At 45.5% G+C, this 25,950-nt stretch carries 23 protein-coding genes, 1 tRNA gene and 1 riboswitch; of the genes, 5 read left to right on the forward strand and 19 right to left on the reverse strand.

The features are described 5' to 3' along the window. Positions 1 to 34: 34 nt before the first annotated feature. The 4 genes from ACF8CV_RS23385 to yfbV all read right to left on the reverse strand — a co-directional run bounded on the left by ACF8CV_RS23385 (position 35) and on the right by yfbV (position 3,736). Complete coding sequence (locus ACF8CV_RS23385) at positions 35 to 829, reverse strand: ABC transporter ATP-binding protein (RefSeq protein WP_005482418.1); 795 nt, start codon at positions 827 to 829, stop codon at positions 35 to 37. Then, entirely contained in the window at positions 826 to 1,761 is a 936-nt protein-coding gene (locus ACF8CV_RS23390; protein ID WP_138937593.1) for an ABC transporter permease, read from the reverse strand. Before ACF8CV_RS23390 ends, ACF8CV_RS23385 begins: the two co-directional genes overlap by 4 nt. A gap of 189 nt (positions 1,762 to 1,950) precedes the next feature. After that, positions 1,951 to 2,916 (reverse strand): ABC transporter substrate-binding protein, encoded by a 966-nt coding sequence (locus ACF8CV_RS23395; RefSeq protein WP_025533860.1) that lies wholly within the window; start codon positions 2,914 to 2,916, stop codon positions 1,951 to 1,953. 367 nt (positions 2,917 to 3,283) lie between these two features. Next, entirely contained in the window at positions 3,284 to 3,736 is a 453-nt protein-coding gene (gene yfbV, locus ACF8CV_RS23400) for a terminus macrodomain insulation protein YfbV (RefSeq protein WP_005461479.1), read from the reverse strand. 345 nt (positions 3,737 to 4,081) lie between these two features. Between yfbV and ACF8CV_RS23405 the strand changes: the two genes are divergently transcribed. Then, positions 4,082 to 5,278, forward strand: coding sequence for an acetate kinase (locus ACF8CV_RS23405; protein WP_005461478.1), 1,197 nt, complete (start codon positions 4,082 to 4,084; stop codon positions 5,276 to 5,278). Between the two features lie 135 nt (positions 5,279 to 5,413). After that, positions 5,414 to 7,558, forward strand: coding sequence for a phosphate acetyltransferase (pta, locus tag ACF8CV_RS23410; RefSeq protein ID WP_005461502.1), 2,145 nt, complete (start codon positions 5,414 to 5,416; stop codon positions 7,556 to 7,558). Positions 7,559 to 7,648: 90 nt separating this feature from the next. On the opposite strand, the gene ACF8CV_RS23415 is transcribed toward pta, so the two are convergent. Then, on the reverse strand, positions 7,649 to 8,923 hold the full coding sequence (locus ACF8CV_RS23415) for an MgtC/SapB family protein (protein ID WP_020838701.1): 1,275 nt from the start codon (positions 8,921 to 8,923) through the stop codon (positions 7,649 to 7,651). A 285-nt stretch (positions 8,924 to 9,208) separates the two neighbouring features. Between ACF8CV_RS23415 and ACF8CV_RS23420 the strand changes: the two genes are divergently transcribed. Then, complete coding sequence (locus ACF8CV_RS23420) at positions 9,209 to 9,631, forward strand: hypothetical protein (protein WP_017447836.1); 423 nt, start codon at positions 9,209 to 9,211, stop codon at positions 9,629 to 9,631. 114 nt (positions 9,632 to 9,745) lie between these two features. On the opposite strand, the gene ACF8CV_RS23425 is transcribed toward ACF8CV_RS23420, so the two are convergent. The 11 genes from ACF8CV_RS23425 to moaA all read right to left on the reverse strand — a co-directional run bounded on the left by ACF8CV_RS23425 (position 9,746) and on the right by moaA (position 19,919). Further along, a complete protein-coding gene (locus ACF8CV_RS23425) occupies positions 9,746 to 10,693 on the reverse strand; it encodes a glutathione S-transferase family protein (RefSeq protein WP_025521815.1) in 948 nt (315 codons plus the stop codon). A 211-nt stretch (positions 10,694 to 10,904) separates the two neighbouring features. Next, positions 10,905 to 11,897, reverse strand: a complete 993-nt coding sequence (gene oppF / locus ACF8CV_RS23430) for a murein tripeptide/oligopeptide ABC transporter ATP binding protein OppF (protein WP_017447834.1) — start codon at positions 11,895 to 11,897, stop codon at positions 10,905 to 10,907. After that, a complete protein-coding gene (locus tag ACF8CV_RS23435; RefSeq protein ID WP_015297053.1) occupies positions 11,894 to 12,865 on the reverse strand; it encodes an ABC transporter ATP-binding protein in 972 nt (323 codons plus the stop codon). Before ACF8CV_RS23435 ends, oppF begins: the two co-directional genes overlap by 4 nt. 27 nt (positions 12,866 to 12,892) lie before the next feature. After that, a complete protein-coding gene (gene oppC, locus ACF8CV_RS23440; RefSeq protein WP_005482423.1) occupies positions 12,893 to 13,795 on the reverse strand; it encodes an oligopeptide ABC transporter permease OppC in 903 nt (300 codons plus the stop codon). A 15-nt stretch (positions 13,796 to 13,810) separates the two neighbouring features. Next, a complete protein-coding gene (oppB, locus tag ACF8CV_RS23445; protein WP_005461536.1) occupies positions 13,811 to 14,731 on the reverse strand; it encodes an oligopeptide ABC transporter permease OppB in 921 nt (306 codons plus the stop codon). Between the two features lie 132 nt (positions 14,732 to 14,863). After that, positions 14,864 to 16,537 carry an ABC transporter substrate-binding protein gene (locus ACF8CV_RS23450; protein WP_005461499.1) on the reverse strand — a complete coding sequence of 558 codons (1,674 nt, stop codon included), beginning with the start codon at positions 16,535 to 16,537 and terminating at the stop codon, positions 14,864 to 14,866. A gap of 560 nt (positions 16,538 to 17,097) precedes the next feature. Beyond that, positions 17,098 to 17,553 (reverse strand): molybdopterin synthase catalytic subunit MoaE, encoded by a 456-nt coding sequence (gene moaE / locus ACF8CV_RS23455; RefSeq protein ID WP_005461480.1) that lies wholly within the window; start codon positions 17,551 to 17,553, stop codon positions 17,098 to 17,100. A 1-nt stretch (position 17,554) separates the two neighbouring features. After that, on the reverse strand, positions 17,555 to 17,812 hold the full coding sequence (gene moaD / locus ACF8CV_RS23460) for a molybdopterin synthase sulfur carrier subunit (protein ID WP_005461535.1): 258 nt from the start codon (positions 17,810 to 17,812) through the stop codon (positions 17,555 to 17,557). Beyond that, a complete protein-coding gene (gene moaC / locus ACF8CV_RS23465; protein WP_005488247.1) occupies positions 17,809 to 18,288 on the reverse strand; it encodes a cyclic pyranopterin monophosphate synthase MoaC in 480 nt (159 codons plus the stop codon). The genes moaD and moaC overlap by 4 nt, the downstream gene beginning before the upstream one ends. Positions 18,289 to 18,314: 26 nt before the next feature. Further along, a complete protein-coding gene (gene moaB / locus ACF8CV_RS23470) occupies positions 18,315 to 18,827 on the reverse strand; it encodes a molybdenum cofactor biosynthesis protein B (RefSeq protein ID WP_138937594.1) in 513 nt (170 codons plus the stop codon). 102 nt (positions 18,828 to 18,929) lie between these two features. After that, entirely contained in the window at positions 18,930 to 19,919 is a 990-nt protein-coding gene (moaA, locus tag ACF8CV_RS23475; protein WP_005494502.1) for a GTP 3',8-cyclase MoaA, read from the reverse strand. Continuing rightward, positions 19,908 to 20,041, reverse strand: a riboswitch (molybdenum cofactor riboswitch). Its footprint overlaps the gene before it by 12 nt. Positions 20,042 to 20,214: 173 nt before the next feature. Between moaA and ACF8CV_RS23480 the strand changes: the two genes are divergently transcribed. Then, the gene (locus tag ACF8CV_RS23480) at positions 20,215 to 21,108 is read left to right on the forward strand and encodes a YvcK family protein (protein WP_005494500.1); all 894 of its coding nucleotides are present in this window, start codon (positions 20,215 to 20,217) and stop codon (positions 21,106 to 21,108) included. Between the two features lie 76 nt (positions 21,109 to 21,184). Here ACF8CV_RS23480 and luxU read toward each other — a convergent pair whose 3' ends face one another. The 3 genes from luxU to uvrB all read right to left on the reverse strand — a co-directional run bounded on the left by luxU (position 21,185) and on the right by uvrB (position 25,249). Beyond that, complete coding sequence (gene luxU, locus ACF8CV_RS23485; protein ID WP_021449858.1) at positions 21,185 to 21,523, reverse strand: quorum-sensing phosphorelay protein LuxU; 339 nt, start codon at positions 21,521 to 21,523, stop codon at positions 21,185 to 21,187. A 2-nt stretch (positions 21,524 to 21,525) separates the two neighbouring features. Continuing rightward, entirely contained in the window at positions 21,526 to 22,929 is a 1,404-nt protein-coding gene (gene luxO, locus ACF8CV_RS23490) for a quorum-sensing sigma-54 dependent transcriptional regulator LuxO (protein WP_005461534.1), read from the reverse strand. Between the two features lie 289 nt (positions 22,930 to 23,218). After that, the gene (gene uvrB / locus ACF8CV_RS23495) at positions 23,219 to 25,249 is read right to left on the reverse strand and encodes an excinuclease ABC subunit UvrB (protein WP_140052707.1); all 2,031 of its coding nucleotides are present in this window, start codon (positions 25,247 to 25,249) and stop codon (positions 23,219 to 23,221) included. 587 nt (positions 25,250 to 25,836) lie between these two features. Between uvrB and ACF8CV_RS23500 the strand changes: the two genes are divergently transcribed. Continuing rightward, a tRNA-Asn gene (locus ACF8CV_RS23500) sits at positions 25,837 to 25,912 on the forward strand. Positions 25,913 to 25,950: the final 38 nt, after the last annotated feature.

The raw sequence follows: 25,950 nt of genomic DNA on the forward strand, positions 1-25,950 counted from the left end.
GTCGAAGAAACGCGTAACGAATCAGACATGCTATTTAATTGAGTAATAAACTGTCATCCGAAAGTTCTTCGCCTCGAACTTTAGAAAACATGTCTAGTAGATCAGGCACTTGCATATTGGCACGCTGCTCTCCAGCGACATCCAGAACGATTTCACCTTGGTGGAGCATGACAGTTCTGTCGCCACAAGCGAGCGCGTCTTTCATCGAGTGCGTTACCATCATCACCGTCAAATCAAACTCATTGACGATACGCTTGGTTAAATCGATGACAAAAGCCGCCATACGCGGGTCAAGCGCGGCCGTATGTTCATCAAGCAGCAATAACTTACTCTCCGATAACGTCGCCATCACCAGGCTCACGGCTTGTCGTTGTCCACCAGACAACAAACCAATACTGTCACCCAATCGGTCTTCCAAACCTAACCCCAAAATACTGATGCGTTCTTGGAACAACTTGCGACGTTTGGCAGACAGCGCCAGCCCCCAGCCACGTTTTTTACCTCGCATGTACGCTAGAGCCATGTTTTCTTCAATGGTTAGCTCACCACACGTTCCTGCTAACGGGTCCTGAAACACTCGTGCACATTGAGTAGCGCGCTGGGCAACCGTCTGCTTGGTGACGTCTTTGCCATCAATGATCACTTGACCACCAATCATTGGTGTCTCACCCGTCACCGCTCCGAGCAATGTCGATTTACCCGCACCGTTAGACCCGATTACGGTTAGAAATTGGTGCTCTGGTACCTCTAACGATACCCCTTTCAACGCGCGATTTTCTAAAATCGTACCAGGGTTGAACGTCACTTGGATGTTGTTGAGTTCAATCATAACGCCTCCCCAGAACCATTTTTAGATGCCGCTTGTTTCGCAGTCGTTACGCGTTGTTTGGCTTTCATACTTTGCTTGAGCTTAGGCGCAATGAGCGCTACCGCAACCAACACTGCGGTCACGAGGTTGAGATCCGAGGCCTGAAGGCCAAACATGCCAGAACTCAACGCAAAAGCAACGGTTAGTCGATACAACACCGAGCCCAAAATAACGGCGCAAACGGCAACCCAAATTTTGCGACCGGGAATGAGTGTTTGGCCCAAAATAACCGCCGCTAAGCCGACCACGATGGTACCAACGCCTGATGTTACGTCAGCAAAACTGTTGGTTTGCGCAAATAGCGCACCAGCGAAGCCAACAAACCCGTTCGACAGCGCCAAACAAAAGTAGGTGTAGAACCCTGTGCTTGCGCCTTGCGCAGACACCATTCGGCCATTCACACCCGTCGCTCGAAGGCCCAAGCCGAAATCGCTATTTAGCAATCGCACCACCAAAAAGGCAGAGATGAGAACCAGTACGCCTACAACTAACGGACGAATAAGCATCGCATCGCCCATCGATTCAAAAGGAGTGAGAATGGTGTCTTCACCCAAAAGAGCCATATTGGGTTTGCCCATGATACGAATGTTGATAGAAAACGCGGCAATCATAGTGAGGATGGACGCTAAGAGATGCAAAATTCCACAGCGTACAGCGAGAAATGCGGTGACCCAGCCTGTCATGCCACCAGCAATAATCGCCATACCGGTTGCAATCCAAGGGTTGATGCCTGCAACGATAGCTGTCGCAGCAACCGCGGCTCCCATAGGGAAACTACCATCAACACTTAAGTCAGGAAAATCGAGAACACGAAACGTAAGATAGACGCCCAAAGCAACCAAGCCATAAATCAAGCCGATCTCAAGCGCGCCAAAAAAAGCAAATGCAGACATAACTGCTCCTTTCTGCATGTTCAGATCGCTAGCAGCGATCTGACGTTACAACTTTCAACTTAGGTCGAGGTAAAGAGAGCAATCCGCTCAGAAAAAACTTTGCTCTCATAAACTTACGATTACGAGCCCATTTTTCATGCTGAGACAAATGGGCTTGAGAGAAAGAGTCCTTACCTCAAGATAAGTGATTTACTGCATGCTAGTCGCACGTTGAACAACAGAACTCGGCAGTTGGATGCCCAACTTAGAAGCGGCGCTCTCATTGATGACCAAATCCGAACCCGTTGCGACTTTTACATCCAACTTTCCTGGCTCTTGACCATCAAGTATGGCTGCTACGTAATCTGCCGTTTGCACACCGACTTGGTAGTAGTCAAAACCAAGGCCAGCAATCGCACCTTTTTCAACATAAGATGTTGCACCGCCAAAGACTGGCTTTTTCGCTTGGTTCGCCGCGACAATCATGCCTTCGATCGCACTCGCTACAGTGTTATCCGTAGGCGCGTAAAGGATGTCTGATTTTGCTGCGATGGCTTGCGTAGCAGATTGAACATCGGCACTTTTCAAAGCAGTGGCTTCCACCACTTTAATGCCTTTCGCCTCTGCACTTTCTTTTAGAAGATTAACCAGCGTCACCGCATTCGCCTCGCCAGGGTTGAAGACGACACCAATGCTTTTGACTTGAGGAAGGATTTCTTGAATGAGCTCCACGTGCTGAGCCACTGGAGACAGGTCTGATAAACCTGTTACGTTTTTGCCCGGCTGCTTCATCGATTTAACCAACTTGGCTCCTACCGGGTCAGTCACCGCAGTAAACACAACAGGAATAGTACGAGTCGCAGAAACCAGTGCCTGCGCTGACGGCGTTGCAATACCGACTAGCACGTCTGGGCTCTCTCCCACGTATTGACGCGCAATTTGCACCGCAATTGCAGGGTTACCTTGTGCTGTTTTGTAGTCGAATTCTAGGTTTTTACCCTCTTCATACCCTTTTGCTTTCAATCCATCTAGCAAACCTTGGCGAGTGGCATCCAAAGCTGGATGCTCAACGATCTGAGAAACCGCAACTGTTGCGGTATTAGCAAATGCATGGGTGGAAGAAAGAATAGCAGTAGCGGATAGAACGGCAGTGGCTAATAAACGTTTCGTTTTCATCATAACTCCTTGATGTGTCTTCGTCCTTGTTTCACGAGCTTCAGCAATATGTGGATACTCATGAGATCAAATGTGAGAAGGCGTAATGTTGTGTTTGCGTATCTGTGCACTTCTTGTGCATCTTATTTTTATTATTACTACTAAGTCTTAGTAAAGAAAAGAAACATTTAACACTAAGGCAACATTTGTGATCGCAAGATCGCATTCTATTACGCAACAATGTAATGCACTCAAACGTAGCTAGAGGATGATTGCGGGCTAAAGGCTTAGCCTCACTGCGCATACTGCGCGATGAGGATATAGACAAAACAAAAAATGGAGTGGCAATTGCACACTCCATTTAAAAATTGTTGAACGCTAAAATGAGTTAGAACCAGCGCTCTAGTGAGGACTTATCAAGCTGGCGGAAAGCACGATTTAAAATTATTGCGAGCTCTTTATAACGAGGTCGCGCTTTAACTGGCTCTAAGGCAAAGCCTGTTTCCACGATTTTTTGATGAAGTTCGCGATACCAAGAAGCCAATGATGGCGGTAATTTGGTGTTTGAGCGAGCACCGAGCCACCAGATACCTTGCAAAGGCAAGCTGATAGCAAACAGGGCTACGACGATAGATTGAGGTAACGCGTTGTAATTGTTGAACGCCATTTGAGTGAGAACACTGATAGCAGCGACAGCTGGCATGACTTTAATGCCAAAACGAGTCGCTTTGATAATACGTTGCTCAGGAAATATGGCACCCAGCTCTTTACGAACTGGCCAGATCTCCATGTAACTTTGGCCATCTTTCAGGCTATGGATCAATCCGACTTTATTACTCATACCGCTCTCTCACTAAAAAATAGTTGAACATTTCAACTGAAGGTGCAAAAAATTGATGAAAGTTAATATTCTTTCAAATTTTTTTTGTTATCATTGCCTATTATCGCTATCCTTTGCAGACCCTCAATCTCATTGTTGCTGTTATTTACAATTTAAGCAACTCCGAGATATCTATCTGCACGGATCGCATCATAGTGATGGATGGGTTCATCACTATTTCTTTATATGGAATTAGAACGATTTTTGACCAAGATTAGTACGCAGCATTGCTGGTATCGGCTATTCTTGTGATTAATTTTTCATCCTTTAACTGATTTTGATCAGACGAATAACAGGTAGTCACACATGTCTAAGCTAGTTTTAGTTTTAAACTGCGGTAGTTCTTCTCTTAAATTTGCTGTTGTTGATGCCGAGAACGGCGAAGAGCATCTATCAGGTCTTGCTGAATGTCTTCACCTTCCTGAAGCACGTATCAAGTGGAAACTTGATGGCAAACACGAAGCTCAACTTGGTAACGGTGCAGCACACGAAGAAGCACTAGCGTTCATGGTAGAAACTATTCTTGCTTCTAAGCCAGAGCTTTCTGAGAACCTAGCTGCTATCGGTCACCGTGTAGTACACGGCGGCGAGCAATTCACTCAGTCTGCACTTATCACTGACGACGTACTAAAAGGTATCGAAGACTGTGCAACTCTAGCACCACTTCACAACCCTGCACACATCATCGGTATCAAAGCAGCTCAAAAATCTTTCCCAGCACTTAAAAACGTTGCTGTGTTCGATACTGCTTTCCACCAAACAATGCCTGAAGAGTCTTACCTATACGCTCTTCCATACAACCTATACAAAGAGCACGGTATCCGTCGTTACGGCATGCACGGTACTTCACACCTATTCATCACTCGTGAAGTTGCAGGCCTACTAAACAAACCAGTTGAAGAAGTAAACATCATCAACTGTCACCTAGGTAACGGTGCTTCTGTATGTGCAGTTAAGAACGGTCAATCTGTAGATACTTCAATGGGTCTAACGCCACTTGAAGGTCTAGTAATGGGTACTCGTTGTGGTGACATCGACCCTGCGATCATCTTCCACCTACACGACACTCTTGGTTACTCAGTTGAGAAAATCAACACAATGCTAACTAAAGAGTCTGGCCTTCAAGGTCTAACTGAAGTGACTTCTGACTGTCGTTTCGTTGAAGACAACTACGGTGAGAAAGAAGAAGCAACTCGTGCAATGGACGTGTTCTGTCACCGTCTAGCTAAGTACGTTGCTGGTTACACTGCAACTCTAGATGGTCGTCTAGATGCAATCACTTTCACTGGTGGTATCGGCGAAAACTCTGCACCTATCCGTGAAATGGTTCTAAACCGTCTAGGTATCTTCGGTATCGAAGTAGACAGCGAAGCTAACCTTAAAGCTCGTTTCGGCGGCGAAGGCGTTATCACTACTGAAAACAGCCGTATCCCTGCAATGGTTATCTCTACTAACGAAGAGCTAGTTATTGCTGAAGACACTGCACGTCTAGCAGGTCTTTAATTGAATTTTCTGGCTAGCCACTTGGCTAGCCAGATTTTCATCCAACGAATTTCTTAGGGGCTCAACTCCTATTCTTCGAGCGTCATGGAATAAGAGTTGAGCTTTTATCCCCCAATAGCTAAAGGTACTCTACGAATGTCTCGTACTATTATGCTTATCCCTGCAAGTGCTGGTGTTGGTCTAACTAGCGTAAGCATGGGTGTTCTTCGCGCAATGGAGCGCAAAGGCGTTAAGGTTTCTTTCTACAAACCAATTTCTCAACCACGTTCTGGTGGTGATCAACCTGATCTGACTTCTACTATCGTTGGCCACAACAGCGATATGAAGATCGGTGAACCTATGGCGATGTCTGTTGCTGAGAGCCTAATCGGTAACGACAACATGGACGAGCTACTAGAAACTGTTGTTGAGCGTTACAACCAAATCAATAAAGATGCGGATGTAACACTTATCGAAGGTCTAGTACCAACTCGTAAGCACCCATTCGCTAACCAAGTGAACGCTGAAATCGCAGCAACACTTGGCGCAGAAATTGTTCTAGTGGCTACTCCAGGCACTGATAACCCAGCTCAACTTAAAGAGCGCATCGAAGTAGCATGTTCTAACTTCGGCGGTACTAAGAACAAAAACATCTCTGGCGTTATCATCAACAAGCTAAACGCACCTGTTGACGAAGCTGGCCGTACTCGCCCTGACCTATCTGAAATCTTTGACGATGCAGATAGCGCGAAGCAAAACGAAATGAAAGTGATGGAAATCTTCAACACTTCTCCAATTCGTGTACTAGGTTGCGTGCCATGGAGCATCGATCTTATTGCTACTCGTGCAATCGACATGGCGAAGCACCTGAAAGCAGATATCATCAACGAAGGTGACATCAACACTCGTCGCATCAAGAGCATCACGTTCTGTGCACGTTCTCTGCCAAACATGATTGAGCACTTCAAACCAGGTTCTCTACTTGTTACTTCTGCAGACCGTCCAGACGTAATCGTTGCAGCTTCTCTAGCGGCAATGAACGGCGTTGATATCGGTGCTGTACTGCTAACTGGCGGTTACGACATCCCACGTGAGATCGAAGGTCTATGTAAGCCAGCATTCGAAACTGGTCTACCTATCTTCAAAGCACAAGGTAACACTTGGCAGACTTCTCTAAACCTACAGAGCTTCAGCATTGAAGTACCTGCAGACGACAAAGAGCGTATCGAGTTCATTAACGAGCACGTTGCTGGTCACATCGACGGTAACTGGATCGAGTCAATGACGGAAGGTACTCAAAAATCTCGTCGTCTAAGCCCACCTGCATTCCGTTACCAGTTAACTGAACTTGCTCGTAAAGCAGGTAAGCGCATCGTTCTTCCTGAAGGTGATGAGCCACGTACAGTGAAAGCAGCGGCTATCTGTGCAGAGCGCGGCATTGCAGAATGTGTGCTTCTAGGTAACCCAGCAGAAATCAAACGCGTTGCAGCGCAGCAAGGTGTTGAGCTAGGTGCTGGCGTTCAAATCATTGACGCTGATGCTATTCGCGAAAACTACGTTGCTCGTCTAGTTGAGCTACGTGGCGCGAAAGGTATGACTGAAGTTGTAGCTCGTGAGAAACTACAAGATTCAGTATTCCTTGGCACAATGATGCTTGAGAACAACGAAGTTGACGGCCTAGTTTCTGGTGCGGTTCACACTACGGCGAACACTATCGTTCCTCCGTTCCAAATCATCAAGACTGCACCAAACGCGTCTATCGTATCTTCAGTATTCTTCATGCTTCTGCCTGATCAAGTACTGGTATACGGTGACTGTGCAATCAACCCAGATCCAACAGCTGAACAACTTGCTGAAATCGCTATCCAATCTGCTGACTCTGCAGCAGCATTCGGTATCGAACCACGCGTTGCAATGATCTCTTACTCTACTGGTGAATCTGGTAAGGGTGCAGACGTTGATAAAGTACGTGAAGCAACAAAACTGGCTCAAGAGAAACGTCCTGATCTTATCATCGACGGTCCTCTACAGTACGACGCTGCGATCATGGAAAACGTTGCTGCTTCTAAAGCACCAAACTCTCCAGTTGCAGGTAAAGCGACAGTATTCGTATTCCCAGACCTAAACACTGGTAACACGACTTACAAAGCGGTACAACGTTCAGCAGACCTAGTATCTATCGGTCCAATGCTGCAAGGTATGCGCAAGCCAGTAAACGACTTGTCTCGTGGCGCGCTAGTAGACGATATCGTGTACACCATCGCTCTAACAGCAATCCAAGCAACTCAAGAACAGAAGTAATTCTTTTCTCTGCTTGAATGAATAGTCAAAGCCCTCGATTCGTCGAGGGCTTTTTTGTTGTTCAAGACACACGGTTTAGAAAACAGATACTCAATACAAGACAAAGAACATCAGTGCCCCAACGGCAACACATCCCACCATCACAGGCGCGACCCTAAGCCATAATTTTTTGTCTCCTATCGCGACAACCATACTCATCTTAACAATGGTATTGACCGATGCTGCAATTAAGATACCCAGCGCGGCGGTGGTTACGCTCAATATTTGGATGCTCTGACGACCAAGCGCCAAGGAAATTGCGTCTACATCCGTAATCCCTGAAAGGGCCGATAAAATTAAGACACCTGCATTACCGAACCACTCAGCTAGCGCATGTGACAGCAGCATAATCACCGCCAGCATCATCCCAAAAAACAGCGCCGATTGCAGTGCGAGTGGGTTGCTCTGTTTGTTCGATTGTTCGATCTGTTCCACTTCACTCCGCCGCCATATCCACCAAGCAGGCAAATACAGCGCCGCCATCATGGCCATCACAATCGGCCATAGTAACGAGACAAGTTGAGGATTAATCACAAACAGAATAATCAACAGCCGAGGAAACATGGTGCCGCAACTCAGGAGTATGCCACTAGCAAGCAATGGGCTGATATTGGCTTGCTCCCGAGAAAGATGGGAAAACTGCAGTGTTAACGCCGTCGAAGAACTTAAACCTGCAAAAATGGAGGTGAACAATATGCCACGTTTCGCCCCACCGATTTTGATTGCGAAATAGCCCACAAACGAAATACTGGCAATCAACACAACCATCCACCAAATCTCGTAAGGGTTAAGAGCGTTCCAAGGGCCATAGGATTGATTTGGAAGAAGCGGCAATAACACGATGGAGATAATCAGCAACCGGAGCGCTGCATCTAGCTCGTATTCCTGTAATTTTTGCAACGCTTGGTGAAGTTCTCGCTTGTTGTCGAGCACCACTGCGGTAATCACAGCTGCAGATGCCGCAAGCACCGCTTCTCCCGACACAGCTAAACTGCCCAACACAAACGTCACCAACAAGCTAACCACGCCAGTAATACTGATATCGCGACTCTTCTTCTGCTGCATGACAAACGCGATACACGCCAATATCACCAACGCAATCAAGGCAAAACCAAGCAATAAAGGAGAATAGAGATCCGCAAGAATCGCGACAAGACCACCAAGTAACCCGACAAGAGAGAACGTACGAATACCAGCAACACGACTACCTTCAACACTATTTCGCATCACCCAGCCGCGCTGTGTCCCGATAATCGCACCCAATAGCAAGGCAATAAGCAGATTCCAGATAAGATGCTCGCCAGTCGCAAACTCGTTGATATCCATGCATCACCCCGTTAAAAAGCGGTTGTCATATCATTAGTTTATTTGAATATTGGTAAGAAGCTGTGACGACAAGAAGATAATCTGAAACTGGCCACCGTTCCTGCCTTACCAGCGAGTCTTGTCCTGGCTTTTAACTATCACCAGAGCTCAATAATACGGAGCGATTTTCCCTCTCCCGTTCAATTTATCGGCATTATTTTCATATCATCTGAACTTTCTTACGAGAAACTACGTAACGAAGATGGAATGCAATTACGCAATCTCACACATAAGTAAGGAATACATATGAACAACTCCATCAACAACTCATTTCTAAAGTTTGGTTTAGCTGCATGTCTGTTCAGTTTTTCTGCATTTAGTTTTTCCTCTCCAAGTATTGAAGGCGCAGATCAAGATATGTCCGCGGGCACGGTAACGGCAAAAATGGCTCATGCTGACGAAAACGGCTGGATGGTTGTACATCGAACAGATGAATCGATGAAGCCAGGCCCCGTGATCGGCTATGCTCCGCTTAAAATGGGACAAAATGAGAACGTGAATGCAATTTTGATGGAACCGGTTGAGTCCGGTGACATGCTAATGCTAATGGTCCACGGAGAAAAAGGTGGAATGAAGACGGGCGTATTTGAGTATTCACTCGGAGCCAAAGAAGATGGCCCAGTAAAGGTTGACGGTAAGTTGGTAATGGACATCGTCCGCGCTAAATAAGGCGAGCATATATTTAAAAATTGCCCCTACTGGTCCTAGTACTTAGCGTAAATAAAAGCCCTTAACAACGCAGTACGTCGTTAAGGGCTTTTGTATTGGATGAACCGTTACAAACTAACCGATCATTTCTCTTTGGTGAGGAGAACTAAAGTCTAAATCAGGCCCTTTAGGCACCACTTGCGTTGGATTAATCCCTGTGTGACTGAAGTAATAATGGCGCTTAATATGATAGAAATCGGTGGTATCGGCGATACTGTCAATCTGATACAACTCTTTCAGATAACCCTGAATATTGACGTAATCGGCAATGCGTTGTTTATTACACTTGAAGTGCCCAACATACACGGCATCAAAACGCACTAACGTGGTGAACAAACGCCAATCGGCTTCCGTAATTTTATTGCCTGCTAGATAGCGATGGGTCGCCAGATGGGCATCAATTTTATCTAAGGCCGAAAACAATGATTCAAAAGCCTCTTCATACGCTTCTTGTGAAGTAGCAAAACCGCAACGGTACACCCCATTATTCACGTTTGGATAGATGTAATCATTCCATTCATCAATCACACCGCGTAGTGGCTCGGGATAATAATCGTCATGATTGCCCGTGAGATCGTTAAATGCGGAGTTAAACATACGAATGATCTCTGACGATTCATTCGACACGATGGTGTTGGTCTTTTTGTCCCATAAAACTGGCACCGTAACACGCCCAGTGTAGTCAGGTTTCGCTTGAGTGTAGATTTGGTGCATACGTGTATGACCAAACAGTGGCTCAGGTAAACCCATTTGCCAACCTTGACTGAGCATATCAGGGCAAACAACCGTCACATCAATGTGTGGCTCTAGACCTTTCAACTTACGGAAGATAAGCGTTCGATGTGCCCAAGGGCACGCGAGAGAAACATACAAATGGTAACGGCCAGATTCTGGTTGGAATACCGCCTCTGAATCATTTTTAATCCAGTCACGAAATCCTGCGTCTTCACGAACGAACTTCCCGCCATTCGCTTTTGTGTCATACCACACATCGTGCCATACGCCTTCGACCAACTTACCCATGATTGCTCTCCTATTTCTTATGTCTCCCTTTATATTAGAGATTCATAAGAAACAGAAAATCATCACGCTTAGGACATCTTGTTCAAGAAATTCGAATGAGCATTGAAATTCATGTTCAAAGAACGTGAGCATAAAAAAAGCGCGACCCTATTAAAAGGAATCGCGCTTAAGCCCGTCACAGGCTGAATTTACTTAACCTAACATTTGGTGGTTACACGCTCACGTGAATACAAGAAACCGCGTGAATGTCTGTACCTTCAATCGTAGGTTTGGTTTTTGCACACTCTTCTGTCGCTTGAGGGCAACGAGTACGGAACACACAACCTGAAGGAGGATTGATTGGTGATGGCAGATCCCCTTCCAACATTTGGATGGTTTTATTGCGTTCTAGCTCTGGGTCTGGGATTGGAACCGCCGACATCAGCGCACGCGTATAAGGGTGCTTAGGGTCTGCAAATAGCGCATCCGCTTCGCCTAACTCTACCGCGTTACCCAAATACATCACGAGAACACGATCAGAGATATGTTTCACCACTGACAAATCGTGTGCGATAAACACCAAAGAAAGTCCTAGCTCTTTTTGCAGCTCTTTCAGAAGGTTAACGACTTGAGCCTGAATCGATACGTCTAGCGCCGAAACTGGTTCGTCACAGATGATCATTTTTGGCTTAAGGATAAGTGCGCGTGCGATACCGATACGCTGACACTGACCACCTGAGAATTCATGCGGGTAACGGTTGATTACGTTTGGCAATAGACCAACTTTCGCCATCATCTCTTTAACGCGGTCTTTCACTTCTTGCTTAGACAGTTCTGGATAGAACGTTTCTAGCGGCTCAGCGATGATGTCGCCAACGGTCATACGCGGGTTAAGAGAAGCCAAAGGATCTTGGAAAATCATCTGGATTTCTTTACGCGTTTCACGGCGCTGTACATCTTTCATTTTGGTGAGGTCTTGGCCTAACCAAACCACTTCGCCATCGGTCGCTTCAACAAGTCCAATGATGGCACGTGCGAAGGTCGATTTACCACAACCTGACTCACCTACTACGCCAAGCGTTTCCCCTTCATAGAGGCGCACATTTACGCCATCTACCGCTTTTAGGCTGGAAGGTTTTGACCAAGGCCACGCTGATTTTGATGCGATGCTGAAGTGAACTTTCAGATCAGATACATCCAGAATTAACTTTTTATCTGCGCTCATTTGTTCCAAGCCTCCCATTCAGAAAAACATGCACGCTGACGACCATCACCAAATGGCGTCAAGATTGGTGCCTCACGCTTACAGCGGTCCATCACACGATGACAACGCTCTTGGTAAGGGCAGCCCGGTGGTAGACGCAGCAAGTTTGGTGGATTGCCAGGAATGGTTGGCAGAATTTCGCCTTCTGTATCCAGACGAGGGATCGCCTTTAACAGACCTTCCGCATAAGGGTGGCTTGGGTTGTAGAAAATTTCGTTTACGTTGCCGTACTCCATCGTACGACCTGCGTACATCACAAGCACTTTGTCACATGAACCAGCAACAACACCTAGGTCGTGGGTGATCATAATGATTGCAGTGTTGAACTCGGATTTCAGCTCGTTCAACAAGTCCATGATCTGTGCCTGAACGGTTACGTCCAACGCGGTTGTTGGTTCATCCGCAATCAGCAGTTTAGGACGGCACAATAGCGCCATCGCAATCATTACACGCTGACGCATACCGCCAGAGAACTCGTGCGGATACATGGTAATACGCTTACGTGCTTCAGGGATTTTTACTGCTTCCAGCATACGTACTGATTCTTCAAACGCTTCTGCTTTGCCCATGCCTTTGTGCAGCATTAGCACTTCCATCAACTGGTCACTGACTTTCATGTAAGGGTTCAGTGACGTCATTGGGTCTTGGAAGATCATCGCGATCTGTTCAGCACGAACTTTGTTCAGCTCTTTTTCTGGAAGGTTAAGAATTTCTCGACCTTCAAATTTCGCACTGCCTGAGATCTTGCCGTTTTTCGCCAGTAGACCCATGATTGCGAATACAGTTTGTGATTTACCTGAACCAGATTCACCCACGATACCGAGAGTTTCGCCCTGCTTCAGAGAAAAGTTCAAATCGTTTACTGCGGTTACAATACCATCTTGGGTGGTAAATTCGACACGCAGATCTTTGACATCTAATAAGCTCATCATTGCTTCCTTAATCTTATCTTTTAATTATCTGTCTTTTGGATCCAGCGCGTCGCGCAGGCCGTCACCAACGTAGTTGAAGCAGAATAGAGTCACAACCATGAACGCCGCTGGGAATGCCAACTGCCAAATTGCTACTTCCATTGTCTGTGCACCTTCTTGTAGAAGTGCGCCCCAACTTGTCATTGGTTCCTGAACACCAAGACCAAGGAATGATAGGAATGATTCGGTCAGAATCATGCTCGGAATTAGAAGCGTAGAGTAAACCGCTACAATACCTAATACGTTCGGTACGATATGGCGAGTAATGATCTTCCAATTACTTACACCACAAACGTGCGCCGCTTCGATGAACTCTTTACTACGTAGGCTGAGTGTCTGACCACGTACGATACGCGCCATATCCAACCAGGCGATTGCACCAATCGCAACGAAGATAAGAATGATGTTACGGCCGAAGAAGGTAACAAGTACGATAACTAGGAACATGAACGGTACAGCGTACAAGATTTCTAGAATACGCATCATAATGCGGTCAACTTTACCGCCAATGAAGCCAGAAGCCGCACCGTAAAGTGTACCAATCAATACCGCTACGAACGCACCCATCACGCCAACCATTAACGAGATACGGCCGCCGATTAGAGTACGCACGTACAAATCTCGGCCTAGACTGTCGGTACCAAACCAATGTTCAGAGTTTGGCGCAACGTGCATTGCATACCAGTCAGTATCGTCAAACGCATAAGGAGCGATCATCGGCAGAACAATTACCGCCAACGTCATTAAAACAAGAATAAATAAGCTCACCATCGCCGCTTTGTTACGCATAAAGCGGATACGAGCATCTTGCCAAAGACTGCGACCTTCAATCTCTAAGTTCTCAGAGAATTTTTCAATCGCTTCTAGGTTTTCTTTTTTCGTCAACATAACCAAACTTCCCTGTTAGTAGCGAATTTTCGGGTCAATCATTGCAAGTAGAATATCTACAATCGCGTTGAATAAGATAAATAGGAAACCAATCAGAATGGTTACACCCATTACTAGCGAGTAGTCACGGTTAAATGCAGCGTTAACGAATAGCTTACCGATGCCCGGCAAACCAAAGATGGTTTCGATAACAACAGAACCCGTGATGATGCCTACGAAAGCAGGACCCATGTATGAAACAACAGGAAGAAGTGCTGGTTTAAGAGCATGTTTGATGATGATGTAACGGTAACTCAGACCTTTAGCACGAGCGGTGCGGATAAAGTTACTGTTTAGTGTCTCAATCATTGAACCGCGAGTAATACGAGCAAACGTTGCAACGTAAAGCAATGACATACCAATAACCGGCAACACTAAAAACTGCCAGCTACCATCTTGCCAACCACCCGCAGGGAAAATGTGCCAATGTAGAGAGAATAGGTAAATCAGAGCTGGCGCCAATACGAACGACGGCATAACCACACCCAGCATCGCGGTCGACATTATGGTGTAGTCAACCCACGTATTCTGCTTGAGAGCCGCTATCGTCCCGACCGTCACGCCCATGATCAACGTAAAGATGAAGGCGATAAAACCCACTTTCGCTGACACTGGCAGAGCAACGGCGATCAACTCGTTTACTGTGTAATCTAGGTATTTAAACGATGGACCAAAATCACCTTGCAGAACGTTGGTCAAATACGTTGTGTATTGCTCGAATACTGGCTTATCAAGGCCGTATTTCGCTTCAATGTTCGCCATAACTTCTGGCGGTAGTGGACGTTCTGTCGAGAAAGGGTTTCCCGGTGCAAAACGCATAAGAAAGAAAGATACGGTGATCAAAACCAACATTGTTGGGATCGCCTCAAATATCCTTTTTGCGATGAATTTAAGCATAAACTCACTCTTTCAGTCTGTGACAATTTAAATGAAAAAGAATAGTCCGATTTATTTTGGACTGAACATAGGCGCTACATGCAATTTCTCACATGCAGAGCCTAATTTTTATAGTTCTATCTGATTGAAGATTTACTCAGTGATGTAGAGATCTTTAGAGTAGATCTTTTCTTCCGCGTTGTTTGATGGGAAGCCACCCACTTTCGTAGATAGTAGACGTGATTTCACGTACTGGTAGATAGGTGCAATTGGCATGTCCTTCGCCATTAGCTTCTCAGCTTCTAGGTAAAGCGCCTGACGCTCTTCGTTTGACGTAGAGCTGAACGCTTTATTCATAATTGCATCATATTCTTTGCTGTCGTAGTGAATACCACCAGTGGTGTTGTTGCTCATCATTAGAGTCAAGAATGACGAAGCTTCGTTGTAGTCACCACACCAACCAGCACGAGCAACTTCGAAGTTACCTGAGTCTTTTGTTGATAGGTATGTTTTCCACTCTTGGTTTTCTAGCGTTACATCTAGACCAAGTGTTTTCTTCCACATAGAGCCTAGAGCAACCGCAATTTTCTTGTGGTTCTCAGACGTGTTGTAAAGAAGGTTAAACTTAAGTGGATTATCTGCGCCGTAGCCTGCTTCTTCCAATAGACGAGCCGCTTCTGCGTTACGCTCTTCTTGCGTCATCTTGCCGTAAGCAGGAATTTCTGGGTTGAAACCTGCTGTGATTTCTGGCGTTAGGAAGTAAGCTGGTTTTTGACCTTGAGCTAAAATCGCATCAGTTACGATATTACGGTCAATCGCGTAAGAGATAGCTTGACGAACACGTACATCATCAAACGGAGCTTTCTTCGTGTTGAAGATGTAGTAGTAAGTACATAGGTTACCCGTCACAGATACTTCTTGTGGGTGCTCTTTCTTCAGACGCTTGAAGTGCTCTGTTGGCAGTTCGTTCGTGAAGTCGATTTCACCCGCTAGGAAGCGGTTCATTTCTGCAACTTGGTTTTCAATCGGTAGGAAAGTAACTTTCTCTAGTGTGGTGTTTTCGTTGTCCCAGTATTGCTCGTTACGCTTCAATACTAGACGCTCGTTCACAACCCAGTTGTCAACAACATAAGCACCGTTACCAACAAAGTTCTCTGGCTTCGTCCATTGATCGCCGAACTTCTCTACTGTCGCTTGGTGAACAGGCTTCACTGTTGTGTGGCCCATCATCATCACGAAGTAAGGTACAGCTGTATCTAGCTCTACCACTAGAGTGTGGTCATCCACAGCTTTAACACCCAGCTCGCTCTTGTCTTTTTTGCCAGCAACGATGTCTTTCGCATTCTTCATCTTGGTGTATTCCATGTACCAAGCGTATGGAGAAGCCGTTGCAGGGTCGACAGCACGTTGGAAACTGTAAACGAAGTCACCTGCTGTTACAGGATCGCCGTTTGACCATTTCGCGTCTTTGCGTAGGTGGAAAGTGTATGTTTTGTTGTCTTCAGTTTCCCAAGATTCTGCAACACCTGGGATAGTGTTACCGTCTGCGTCTTGGTTTACTAGGCCTTCAAGTAGGTCGCGAATCACGTGAGATTCAGGAACACCTTGAGATTTGTGAGGGTCTATTGTCGCAACTTCTGTACCGTTACCACGCACCAATTCTTGAACTGCTGCTAGTTTCGGTTCTGAAGAATCAGTTTTTGCTTCTGGTGCAGGTGCTGGCTGAGCCGCCTGTTTTTCTTCTGGCTTATTGTCGCCACAACCCGCTAGGGCAAGAGAAAGACCAGCACCAATAAATAAAGCGCGCGTGATTTTATTCTTATACATGCGTAAAACTCCAAGTTTTTTCGTTAGCATCCATGACTTCTCTATAAGGGACTGGAACGGTCAGCGTTTTAGATTTTTTTAGTGCACTTTCTGAGCACAAAAGCCTAAAACCTTACAGAGACTGCGGCACACATTAGCAATCATTGAAGTAATTTGCCATAAAAATGTAGCAAAAAAACTAATAATTCTGTAATAACCGCACATATCTAGCAATAAACTCCAATACAAAAGCATTCACTAGTAAAATGAAGACTGTAACTGACATTTATCAGCCAAAACTTTCAATTACTCTGAATTCAAACTATTTGTTAGCATCTTATGCTAGATATTTGCATATTATTTAACATTTGTGACAAATAAAGTCTAACAAATAATCGTTTATATATTGCTCGATATTTTTTATTGTGAACAATATCACCGAGATAAAATACGGGTGTTTTCGAAGATAAGAATCGCAGTATTGAACCGTTTCAATATGGTTGAACAAATAGCGAAATACAAAAAAGCTAAGTGCGATTAACACTTAGCTTTTTATTTTTTGTCAAAACGAGTGGCAGGTTCTATTTTTCCCAGCGCTGCGCTGCTTGATGATCAGTGTCGCGCGATTCAATCCAACGATCTTCGTTAGTTGTGCGCTCTTTTTTCCAAAACGGTGCTTTGGTTTTCAGATAGTCCATAATGAACTCGCACGCATCAAATGCCGCGCCGCGGTGCGCACTGGAAACGCCCACAAATACAATTTGGTCGCCGCTGTCCATATCACCCACACGATGAATCACACGCACGCCAAGCAGTGGCCAGCGAGCTTCCGCTTCATCACAAATATCGCTCAAGCTCTTTTCCGTCATCCCCGGATAATGCTCTAGGTGCAAGCCAATCACGTTGTCACCAAGGTTCATATCTCTGACTTTACCGATAAAAGTCACGACCGCACCAGCAGCAGTGCCTTCCGACAAGCGTTGATATTCTTGATCAACAGAAAAGTCTTCAACTTGTACAGAAACACGAGGATCCATCTTAGCCTCCCGTTACCGGTGGGAAAAACGCAACTTCGTCACCCGCTTTTACTTGTGTATCCAGTGGGACGATCGATTGGTTCACTGCAGCAAGCAGCTTGCCTGGCTCAAGCGCCAAATCCCACTTGCCTGCTTTTTCTGCGCCCGCTTCGACAAGATGTGCGCGAACGGCTTCGACCGTATCGAACTGGCCGTCCAAATCAACGCTGTCGATACCCACTAGCTCGCGGGTTTGAGCAAAGAAGAGTACTTTAATCATGATTCCGCCTTGAAATGTCCAGATTTGCCACCCGTCTTCTCTAATAGACGAACTTGACCAATGACCATGTCTTTTTGTACTGCTTTACACATATCGTAAATCGTTAGTGCAGCGACGGAAGCTGCAGTGAGCGCTTCCATTTCGACACCAGTTTTACCCGCAAGTTTACATACAGATTCGATGCGAACTTTGTTTTCTGCTTCGATAGCTTCCAGTTGAACTTCAACTTTAGAAAGCAGTAGCGGATGACAAAGTGGAATCAAATCCCATGTTTTCTTCGCTGCTTGAATACCAGCAATACGAGCCGTTGCGAACACATCACCTTTGTGGTGCTGGCCAGAGACAATAAGTTGCAAGGTTTCTGGAGCCATGTGTATAAATGCTTCAGCGCGAGCTTCACGCACGGTTTCTGCTTTTGCAGACACATCGACCATGTTCGCTTCGCCAGATGCATTAATGTGTGTAAATTGGGTCATTGTTTTTCCTTCGCTTTTAGGAAAGGTTATACAGATAGGTGTGGCATGAAGTTACAAGGGCGATGACTTGCATCCAACTGCTGTTTAATAATTTTTGTCCAGCCTGTACGACACGCACCAGTTGAACCTGGCATTGCGAAGATCACGGTGTGGTTAGCAAAACCTGCAATCGCACGAGACTGAATGGTAGACGTACCGATTTCTTCATACGACACCATACGGAACAACTCACCAAAACCTTCCACTTCTTTATCAAATAGAGGCTTAAGTGCTTCTGGCGTGCTATCGCGTGAGGTAAAACCTGTACCGCCAGTGATCATGATCACTTGGACGTTTTCATCGGCAATCCATTGAGAAACGATCGCGCGGATCTTGTACATGTCATCAATAACGATTTGTTTGTCTACTACGTTGTGACCCGCTTCTTGAGCGTGTTCAACAAGGTAACGACCAGAGGTATCGTTTTCTTCAGTACGTGTGTCAGATACCGTTAGAACGGCAATATTTGCAGGTTGAAATTTGCTTTCAGCGTGACCCATTTGTTCACCTATTCTCTAAATTAGCTTTGATACGCTTGGTATCGATTCGGAAAAAGTTAGAGCCAGCTTAGCACCAAGCTCTCTCTAAAAAATTGAATAAAGTTAGCCGCCGATAGACGCAAGATGCGGCGTCATACCAGTATTGCCATCGTGTAAGAAGTGGCTTACGGACTTTGTTTGCAGCTGCGATTGGATACGTTCAATCAACTCGTTTTCTTGGTCATCACGCTCCAATAAATCACGCAGTTCCACGCCATGTTCACCAAACAAACAAAGGTGCAGCTTACCCAGCGCAGAAACACGCAGACGGTTACAGCTTTCACAAAAGTCTTTTTCATAAGGCATGATAAGACCAATTTCACCTTTGTAATCTGGGTGAACGAACACCTGAGCGGGGCCATCATTGTGCGAACGCACTTTCAGTAACCAGCCGTTCGCAATCAGTTGATTACGAATCGCAACACCAGAAACATGATGCTTTGAAAATAGGTCATCCATCTCGCCCGTTTGCATTAGCTCAATAAAGCGCAATTGGATTGGACGGTCTTTGATCCAGTTAAGAAATGCGGGTAGCTCGTGATGGTTCAGATCTTTCATCAACACCACATTAACTTTAACCTGCTCATAACCGACTTCGAACGCACGCTCGATACCATTCATGACTTCAGCGAACTTGTTTTCACCAGTAATCTGATGGAACATTCGAGGGTCGAGGCTATCGACACTCACATTGATGTTTGTTAAACCGGCTTCACGCCAGTCTGCAACTTGCTTCGCCATTCTGTAGCCGTTGGTCGTCGTCGCCACCTTTTTGATGCCTGGCGTCGTTGCGACAGAATGAATGATGTCAGTGAAATCTTTGCGCAAGCTTGGCTCACCGCCAGTAATGCGCACTTTTGACGTGCCACAATCAGCAAACGCTTTTACGACCCGTTTGATTTCAGGAAGAGATAAAAAAGACGAGTTTTTGTTGCCCGATGGTTTGTAACCATCAGGAAGGCAATAGGTACATTTGAAATTACATACGTCGGTCACAGACAGACGCAAGTAATAAAACTTACGATGAAATTTGTCTTCGAATTGTTGCGCCACGGAACACCTTTCCAAACACGGGAGGCATGGCCATTTCCAATCATGCCCTTGTGACAGTATGTCACTGGCTCAAGATGCTTATCCTCGGACTTAGCATAGTGAGCTCGGAGTTATGGCAACCAGAGGGATAACCCCTGATAGCTTTGCGGTGTAAAATACTTAATATTTGTAATGGAATCCAGACTTGAGTGATAAAAAACTCTCTAGAGACACAAATTACCGCTTAGTGAGTACCGTTAGGACACTCATTAAGTTAAATTGTAGCCGTTTTTTACAACATTATTAGAAGAACGTAATGAATATCTATACGGATAAGAAAGTGGTCGCTGTTGGCGGTGGTCATGGCTTAGGTCGAATGTTAGCCGCTTTAAAAGACTTTGGCAGTAATGCTACGGGCATTGTTGCCACAACCGACAATGGTGGTTCAACTGGGCGTATTCGTCACTGCCAAGGTGGCATCGCTTGGGGAGACACCAGAAACTGCATCAACCAGCTAATCACTGAACCATCTATCAGTTCGATGATGTTCGAATACCGCTTTAAAGGTACGGGAGAGCTGGACGGCCACAACCTTGGCAATTTGATGCTAACAGCATTGGATAACTTGTCGGTTCGACCGCTGGATGCAATCAATCTGATCCGAAACATGCTTAAGGTTGATGTCAATATTCTGCCAATGTCAGAGCACCCTTCGGATTTGTCTGCGCTTTCAGTGAACGGTCAATGGGTCACAGGTGAAACCAATGTGGATGAGATGGAAACCGACTTACGTCGCTTAGATCTTTCACCAGAAGTTCCAGCCACTAAAGAAGCCGTTACTGCTCTGGCAGAAGCCGATGCAATCATTCTTGGCCCAGGCAGTTTCCTCACCAGTATTATGCCGCCACTGTTATTGCCTGAGCTGGGCAAAGCCATTGCAGCAAACCGAAAAGCGAAGGTGATATTCGTTGCTAACCTCAGCCCTGAATACGGCCCAGCAGGTCGAATGTCGATGGCGCAAAAGCTGGAATGGTGTGAACGTGCGTGCCAAGGACGAAGAATCGATGTCGTCCTTGCCGAAGAAACGGACCAGAAAGTGTTGGAACAATGGAACGTCGTTACCGAATCATTAGCCTCAACCAACCGAGATTGGCGTCACGACCGAGATAAGTTGAAAGCAGCGATAGAAAACCAACTACTCACTAAGTAGCCACTTGAGACTGCCTACGTTGATACGACAAAGCCCTTCCAATATGGAAGGGCTTTGTGTTTAAAAAGTAAAGGCTTTATTGAGTCCAAGAGCGATACGCGTCGCGTGTTTCATTCAAGCGTTCAAGCATAGTGTTAACCTCACTACCCTGTTCAACTAACTCACCAGATTTGGCTTTTTTATCGATAGACATCGCTAACTCACACAAACTGTCGGCTCCGAAACTCGCAGCACTGCTTTTTAGCGCATGGCTGATCTCTTTCAAATACACTAAGCGCTCTGAACCTTCTAACTGCGACAAGTTGTCGATGTACGTATCCATCTCACCCAAAAAAATATCGAGCAAAACAGGCACGTTATCACTGCCGATTTCCATCGACAGTTCATCTATTTTTTGTTGATTCAATATCGTCATGCTTACACCTTCTGCCGCTCTTCTTTACCATTCCATGCTTGTAGTTTGCGGTAAATCGTTGACGGACTGACATCAAGATACCCAGCGGCTCTTGGAATATTACCGTCACACGCCTCAATCGCTTGTTCAATCGCCATTTTCTCTGTCATCCATAGCGGCATGATCTCTGAAACAGTCATCGCTTTTGGCTCAATCAGTTTAGATACAGATGGCCTATCTAATGGTTGATTCAGCGGCGGTGGCAACATATCTAACGTAATTTCTTTGCCGTTGTTAAGCACCACGATATTACGCAATACGTTTTGTAGTTGTCGGACGTTACCCGGCCACTCATAACTGTTAAAGCGATCAATCACTTCTTGAGAAAAGCGGACAAAGTTTTTGCCCTCTTCATGAGACATATAGCCTAACAGTGAGTACGCAATTTCAATCACATCTTCACCACGTTCGCGAAGAGGCGGAAGATGCAAAGGAATCACGTATAAACGGTAGTATAAGTCTTCGCGGAAACGCCCTTCTTGAACTTCTTTCCAAGGGTCTCGGTTGGTCGCACAAACGAAACGCACATCCACACTCTTCATTTTTGAAGAGCCCACTTTCTGGAACGTACCGGTTTGGATGAATCGCAATAATTTGGTTTGTAGGTCCAAATCCATTTCACACAATTCATCGAGGAACAACGTGCCACCATCGGCTAACTCAGCGGCACCTTGACGGTCATTTGCCGCACCAGTAAATGCCCCTTTTACGTGACCAAATAGTTCACTTTCGATTAAGTCTTTAGGTATGGCCGCACAGTTGATGGCAATAAACGGCTTATCACCACGTTTGCTTGCAGCGTGGATGGCTTCTGCGCATACCTCTTTACCCGTACCACTTTCACCAGTAATAAAGATACTCGCTTTACTGCTAGCGGCAGAGTCAATGGTGCGATAGACCTGCTGCATGGTTTGGCTGCTGCCGATAAAACCTTGGTAATTCTGATTACCCGGATTATCTGCTTCATTTTTTAGCTTAGTTGCTTTGCGAATTGCGTTGTTGACCGTAACACGCAGACGGTCTGCTTCACACGGTTTGATCAAAAAGTCTTGAGAGCCATGACGCATCGCTTCTACCGCTGTATCGATAGAGCCATGAGCCGTCATGAAAATGATCGGCACATCTGGATGACTCTTTTTAACGGCGTGCAAAACATCCATCCCCGTCATATCAGGCAGACGAAGATCGAGAAGAATAAGATCTGGAATTCGATGATTGAGACTTTCAATGGCATCTCTACCTGTACCGACAATATTAATGTCGATCCCTAACGGCGTGAGGTACGAGCGGTATAACGCCGCAACCGATGCTGTATCCTCAACCATCAGAAGGTAACGAGATTTTTGGCCTTCAGTTTTTTGTTGCATAACCTAGCTAATATTTTGTTGTGTTTTAAACAATAATCGCATTACGCTTTGCATTTTGCAAATAACATTAGCAAAGTTACGGTTAATGATAATAGAATCAAAAATGATATCAATAGGTTAAAAAGTGGCATAAAGCATGCTGATATATTAGCGACCCCTCGGGTCACCTAGCCAACTGACGTTGTTAGTGAACGATATGTTCACAAAACAAGCCAATAGACCCGACTGCCTATTGGCTTCTTTTTTTGCCTATTCCAAGTATCTCTTTAGAAACAGCTTTTCGTGTTAACTAGCTATTCGCGATGAATTGCGCACGCAGTTTTTCTATTTCATCACGCTTCTCAGCCGCAAGCTCGAATTCCAGATCCTGAGCATGTTGGTACATCGCCGCTTCTAGTCGACTGATTTCCTTCTCCAATTGTTGTGGAGACATCACTTCGTAAGTTTGAGATGGTTCAGCGACTTTAGACAGTGGCACTTGCTTAGTATTGCGTTGACGTTTGGACTTAGTAATGTCGCCCAATTCCATAATATCCTTGATATTACGTTTTAACGCTTGCGGCGTAATGCCTATTTTCTCGTTGTACGCTTGCTGCTTCTCACGACGACGATTGGTTTCATCCATCGCTTTTTTCATCGATTTTGTAATGCTATCCGCATAGAGAATCGCTTTACCCTCAATGTTTCGTGCAGCACGACCTATCGTCTGAATGAGTGAACGTTCTGAACGCAAGAAACCTTCTTTGTCGGCATCCAAAATTGCCACCAGCGAGACTTCCGGCATATCCAAACCTTCTCGAAGCAAGTTGATACCCACTAAGACATCGAACTCACCTAAGCGCAAATCTCGAATGATCTCGACGCGCTCTACCGTGTCGATGTCGGAGTGAAGATAACGAACACGAACATCATGCTCATGCAGATATTCCGTTAAATCTTCCGCCATTCGTTTGGTCAGAGTCGTAACAAGAACACGTTCCTCTTTGGCGGCACGAATACGAATTTCAGACAACAGATCATCGACCTGAGTCGCGACTGGTCGAACTTCGAGTATTGGATCCAGCAAGCCGGTAGGACGCACGACTTGATCCGCAATTTCACCTGCCGATTTCTCTAGCTCATAATTACCCGGCGTCGCCGAGACGAAAATAGTTTGCGGAGCAAGAGACTCAAATTCTTCAAATTTTAGAGGACGGTTGTCCAACGCCGATGGTAAGCGGAAACCAAACTCAACCAGAGTTTCTTTACGTGAACGGTCACCTTTATACATCGCACCAATCTGCGGTACAGTCACGTGGGACTCATCGATGATAAGCAAACCATCATGAGGCAAGTAATCGAACAAGGTTGGAGGCGGCTCACCCTCAGAACGACCACTGAGATAACGTGAGTAGTTTTCGATACCAGAGCAGAAACCGAGCTCATTCATCATCTCGATATCAAACTGTGTACGCTGGCTAATGCGCTGCTCTTCTATTAGCTTGTTATTCTCTAGTAATTGTTTCTTGCGTACTTCGAGCTCAACTTTGATGCTTTCTATCGCTTCGAGAATACGGTCGCGGGGCGTCACGTAGTGCGTTTTCGGGTAAACCGTGTAACGCGGCAAATCTCTTTGTTTCACGACACCCGTCAATGGGTCGAACACACTGATGCAATCCACTTCATCATCAAACATTTCAACGCGCACAGCATCTTGGTCAGACTCGGCTGGGAATATGTCAATCACTTCGCCGCGAACACGGAACTGACCGCGTTCAAAAGCGACATCATTACGCGAGTATTGGAGTTCCGCTAGACGACGAAGCATGTCACGCTGATCGATCACGTCACCACGGCGTAAGTGCAGCATCATCTGTAAATACGACTCCGGATCACCCAAACCATAAATGGCCGAGACAGAAGCGACGATGATGGCGTCTTTTCGTTCTAGTAAAGCTTTGGTGGCAGACAAACGCATTTGCTCAATGTGAGCGTTCACTGACGCATCTTTTTCAATAAAGGTGTCAGTTGTAGGCACGTACGCTTCTGGTTGGTAGTAGTCGTAGTAAGACACAAAATACTCGACCGCATTGTTAGGAAAGAACGATTTCATTTCCCCATACAACTGAGCCGCGAGGGTTTTATTTGGCGCCAGTAAAATTGCAGGACGCTGTGCTTGAGCAATCACATTCGCTAGCGTGAACGTTTTACCAGAACCCGTTACACCTAAAAGCGTCTGATGCGCCAACCCCGCATCTAAGCCTTCTAATAATTGCTTAATCGCGGTTGGCTGGTCACCTGATGGCTGATACTCAGAGACCAGTTCATAAACTTTACTCATACCCTTCCTCAATCTTTACTGCCTTTACTACGTTAGGCTGTGTTACCACTTCTGCGCTGTATATATATACACCTTAGTAAACGAAATCTATGCCTAAATGATTTTTCTCACTCATTGTTAATAATTTTTGTACTTTGTCTATATGGCTATAGCCTTATTCGAGTCGCTCTGATATAGTACTTCGCCCTAGTTGATAAACACTCCTCTAATATCAACTTATAGTTTCCACAACTTTTCCCCAAAACTTCTCTAAAAAGCTCGTTATCCCCAAAAGCTCATCTTTTATCCACTTTGAATATTTTACCCACTCACTCAATAAATCACTGTTTCATTTGCCTATTTTGCGCATAAAACTGACTAAAAATGCACACAAAACAAACCACGTTGCATATAAAAGATCTTTACTCAGATCTCATCAACACACTTATCCACAATTTTAGTGGATAAGTAACTCTAGCCCTTTACTGGCAAGCACTACAAAAAAGTAAAGCGCTTTAAGCAGAATTTTTTCAAAAAAATGTATTTTTTTACTGTTGACACTAGTTTTAGTGCTCGGTAAGATTCGTCCCGCTTTCAAGCAAAGCAATTCCCCCTTAGTTCAGTCGGTAGAACGGCGGACTGTTAATCCGTATGTCGCAAGTTCAAGTCTTGCAGGGGGAGCCAAATTCAAGAAAAAAGCTCAGTTGAAAAACTGAGCTTTT

Origin of the sequence: Vibrio sp. zbq_1, from assembly GCF_043102935.1 — a bacterium.
GTDB lineage: Bacteria > Pseudomonadota > Gammaproteobacteria > Enterobacterales > Vibrionaceae > Vibrio > Vibrio parahaemolyticus.

Excerpts from the sequence above, each read along its gene's own strand:
- ACF8CV_RS23385 (WP_005482418.1), bottom strand. The coding sequence starts at position 829 with ATGATTGAACTCAACAACATCCAAGTGACGTTCAACCCTGGTACGATT.
- ACF8CV_RS23390 (WP_138937593.1), bottom strand. The coding sequence starts at position 1,761 with ATGTCTGCATTTGCTTTTTTTGGCGCGCTTGAGATCGGCTTGATTTAT.
- ACF8CV_RS23395 (WP_025533860.1), bottom strand. The coding sequence starts at position 2,916 with ATGAAAACGAAACGTTTATTAGCCACTGCCGTTCTATCCGCTACTGCT.
- yfbV (WP_005461479.1), bottom strand. The coding sequence starts at position 3,736 with ATGAGTAATAAAGTCGGATTGATCCATAGCCTGAAAGATGGCCAAAGT.
- ACF8CV_RS23405 (WP_005461478.1), top strand. The coding sequence starts at position 4,082 with ATGTCTAAGCTAGTTTTAGTTTTAAACTGCGGTAGTTCTTCTCTTAAA.
- pta (WP_005461502.1), top strand. The coding sequence starts at position 5,414 with ATGTCTCGTACTATTATGCTTATCCCTGCAAGTGCTGGTGTTGGTCTA.
- ACF8CV_RS23415 (WP_020838701.1), bottom strand. The coding sequence starts at position 8,923 with ATGGATATCAACGAGTTTGCGACTGGCGAGCATCTTATCTGGAATCTG.
- ACF8CV_RS23420 (WP_017447836.1), top strand. The coding sequence starts at position 9,209 with ATGAACAACTCCATCAACAACTCATTTCTAAAGTTTGGTTTAGCTGCA.
- ACF8CV_RS23425 (WP_025521815.1), bottom strand. The coding sequence starts at position 10,693 with ATGGGTAAGTTGGTCGAAGGCGTATGGCACGATGTGTGGTATGACACA.
- oppF (WP_017447834.1), bottom strand. The coding sequence starts at position 11,897 with ATGAGCGCAGATAAAAAGTTAATTCTGGATGTATCTGATCTGAAAGTT.
- ACF8CV_RS23435 (WP_015297053.1), bottom strand. The coding sequence starts at position 12,865 with ATGAGCTTATTAGATGTCAAAGATCTGCGTGTCGAATTTACCACCCAA.
- oppC (WP_005482423.1), bottom strand. The coding sequence starts at position 13,795 with ATGTTGACGAAAAAAGAAAACCTAGAAGCGATTGAAAAATTCTCTGAG.
- oppB (WP_005461536.1), bottom strand. The coding sequence starts at position 14,731 with ATGCTTAAATTCATCGCAAAAAGGATATTTGAGGCGATCCCAACAATG.
- ACF8CV_RS23450 (WP_005461499.1), bottom strand. The coding sequence starts at position 16,537 with ATGTATAAGAATAAAATCACGCGCGCTTTATTTATTGGTGCTGGTCTT.
- moaE (WP_005461480.1), bottom strand. The coding sequence starts at position 17,553 with ATGGATCCTCGTGTTTCTGTACAAGTTGAAGACTTTTCTGTTGATCAA.
- moaD (WP_005461535.1), bottom strand. The coding sequence starts at position 17,812 with ATGATTAAAGTACTCTTCTTTGCTCAAACCCGCGAGCTAGTGGGTATC.
- moaC (WP_005488247.1), bottom strand. The coding sequence starts at position 18,288 with ATGACCCAATTTACACACATTAATGCATCTGGCGAAGCGAACATGGTC.
- moaB (WP_138937594.1), bottom strand. The coding sequence starts at position 18,827 with ATGGGTCACGCTGAAAGCAAATTTCAACCTGCAAATATTGCCGTTCTA.
- ACF8CV_RS23480 (WP_005494500.1), top strand. The coding sequence starts at position 20,215 with ATGAATATCTATACGGATAAGAAAGTGGTCGCTGTTGGCGGTGGTCAT.
- luxU (WP_021449858.1), bottom strand. The coding sequence starts at position 21,523 with ATGACGATATTGAATCAACAAAAAATAGATGAACTGTCGATGGAAATC.
- luxO (WP_005461534.1), bottom strand. The coding sequence starts at position 22,929 with ATGCAACAAAAAACTGAAGGCCAAAAATCTCGTTACCTTCTGATGGTT.
- uvrB (WP_140052707.1), bottom strand. The coding sequence starts at position 25,249 with ATGAGTAAAGTTTATGAACTGGTCTCTGAGTATCAGCCATCAGGTGAC.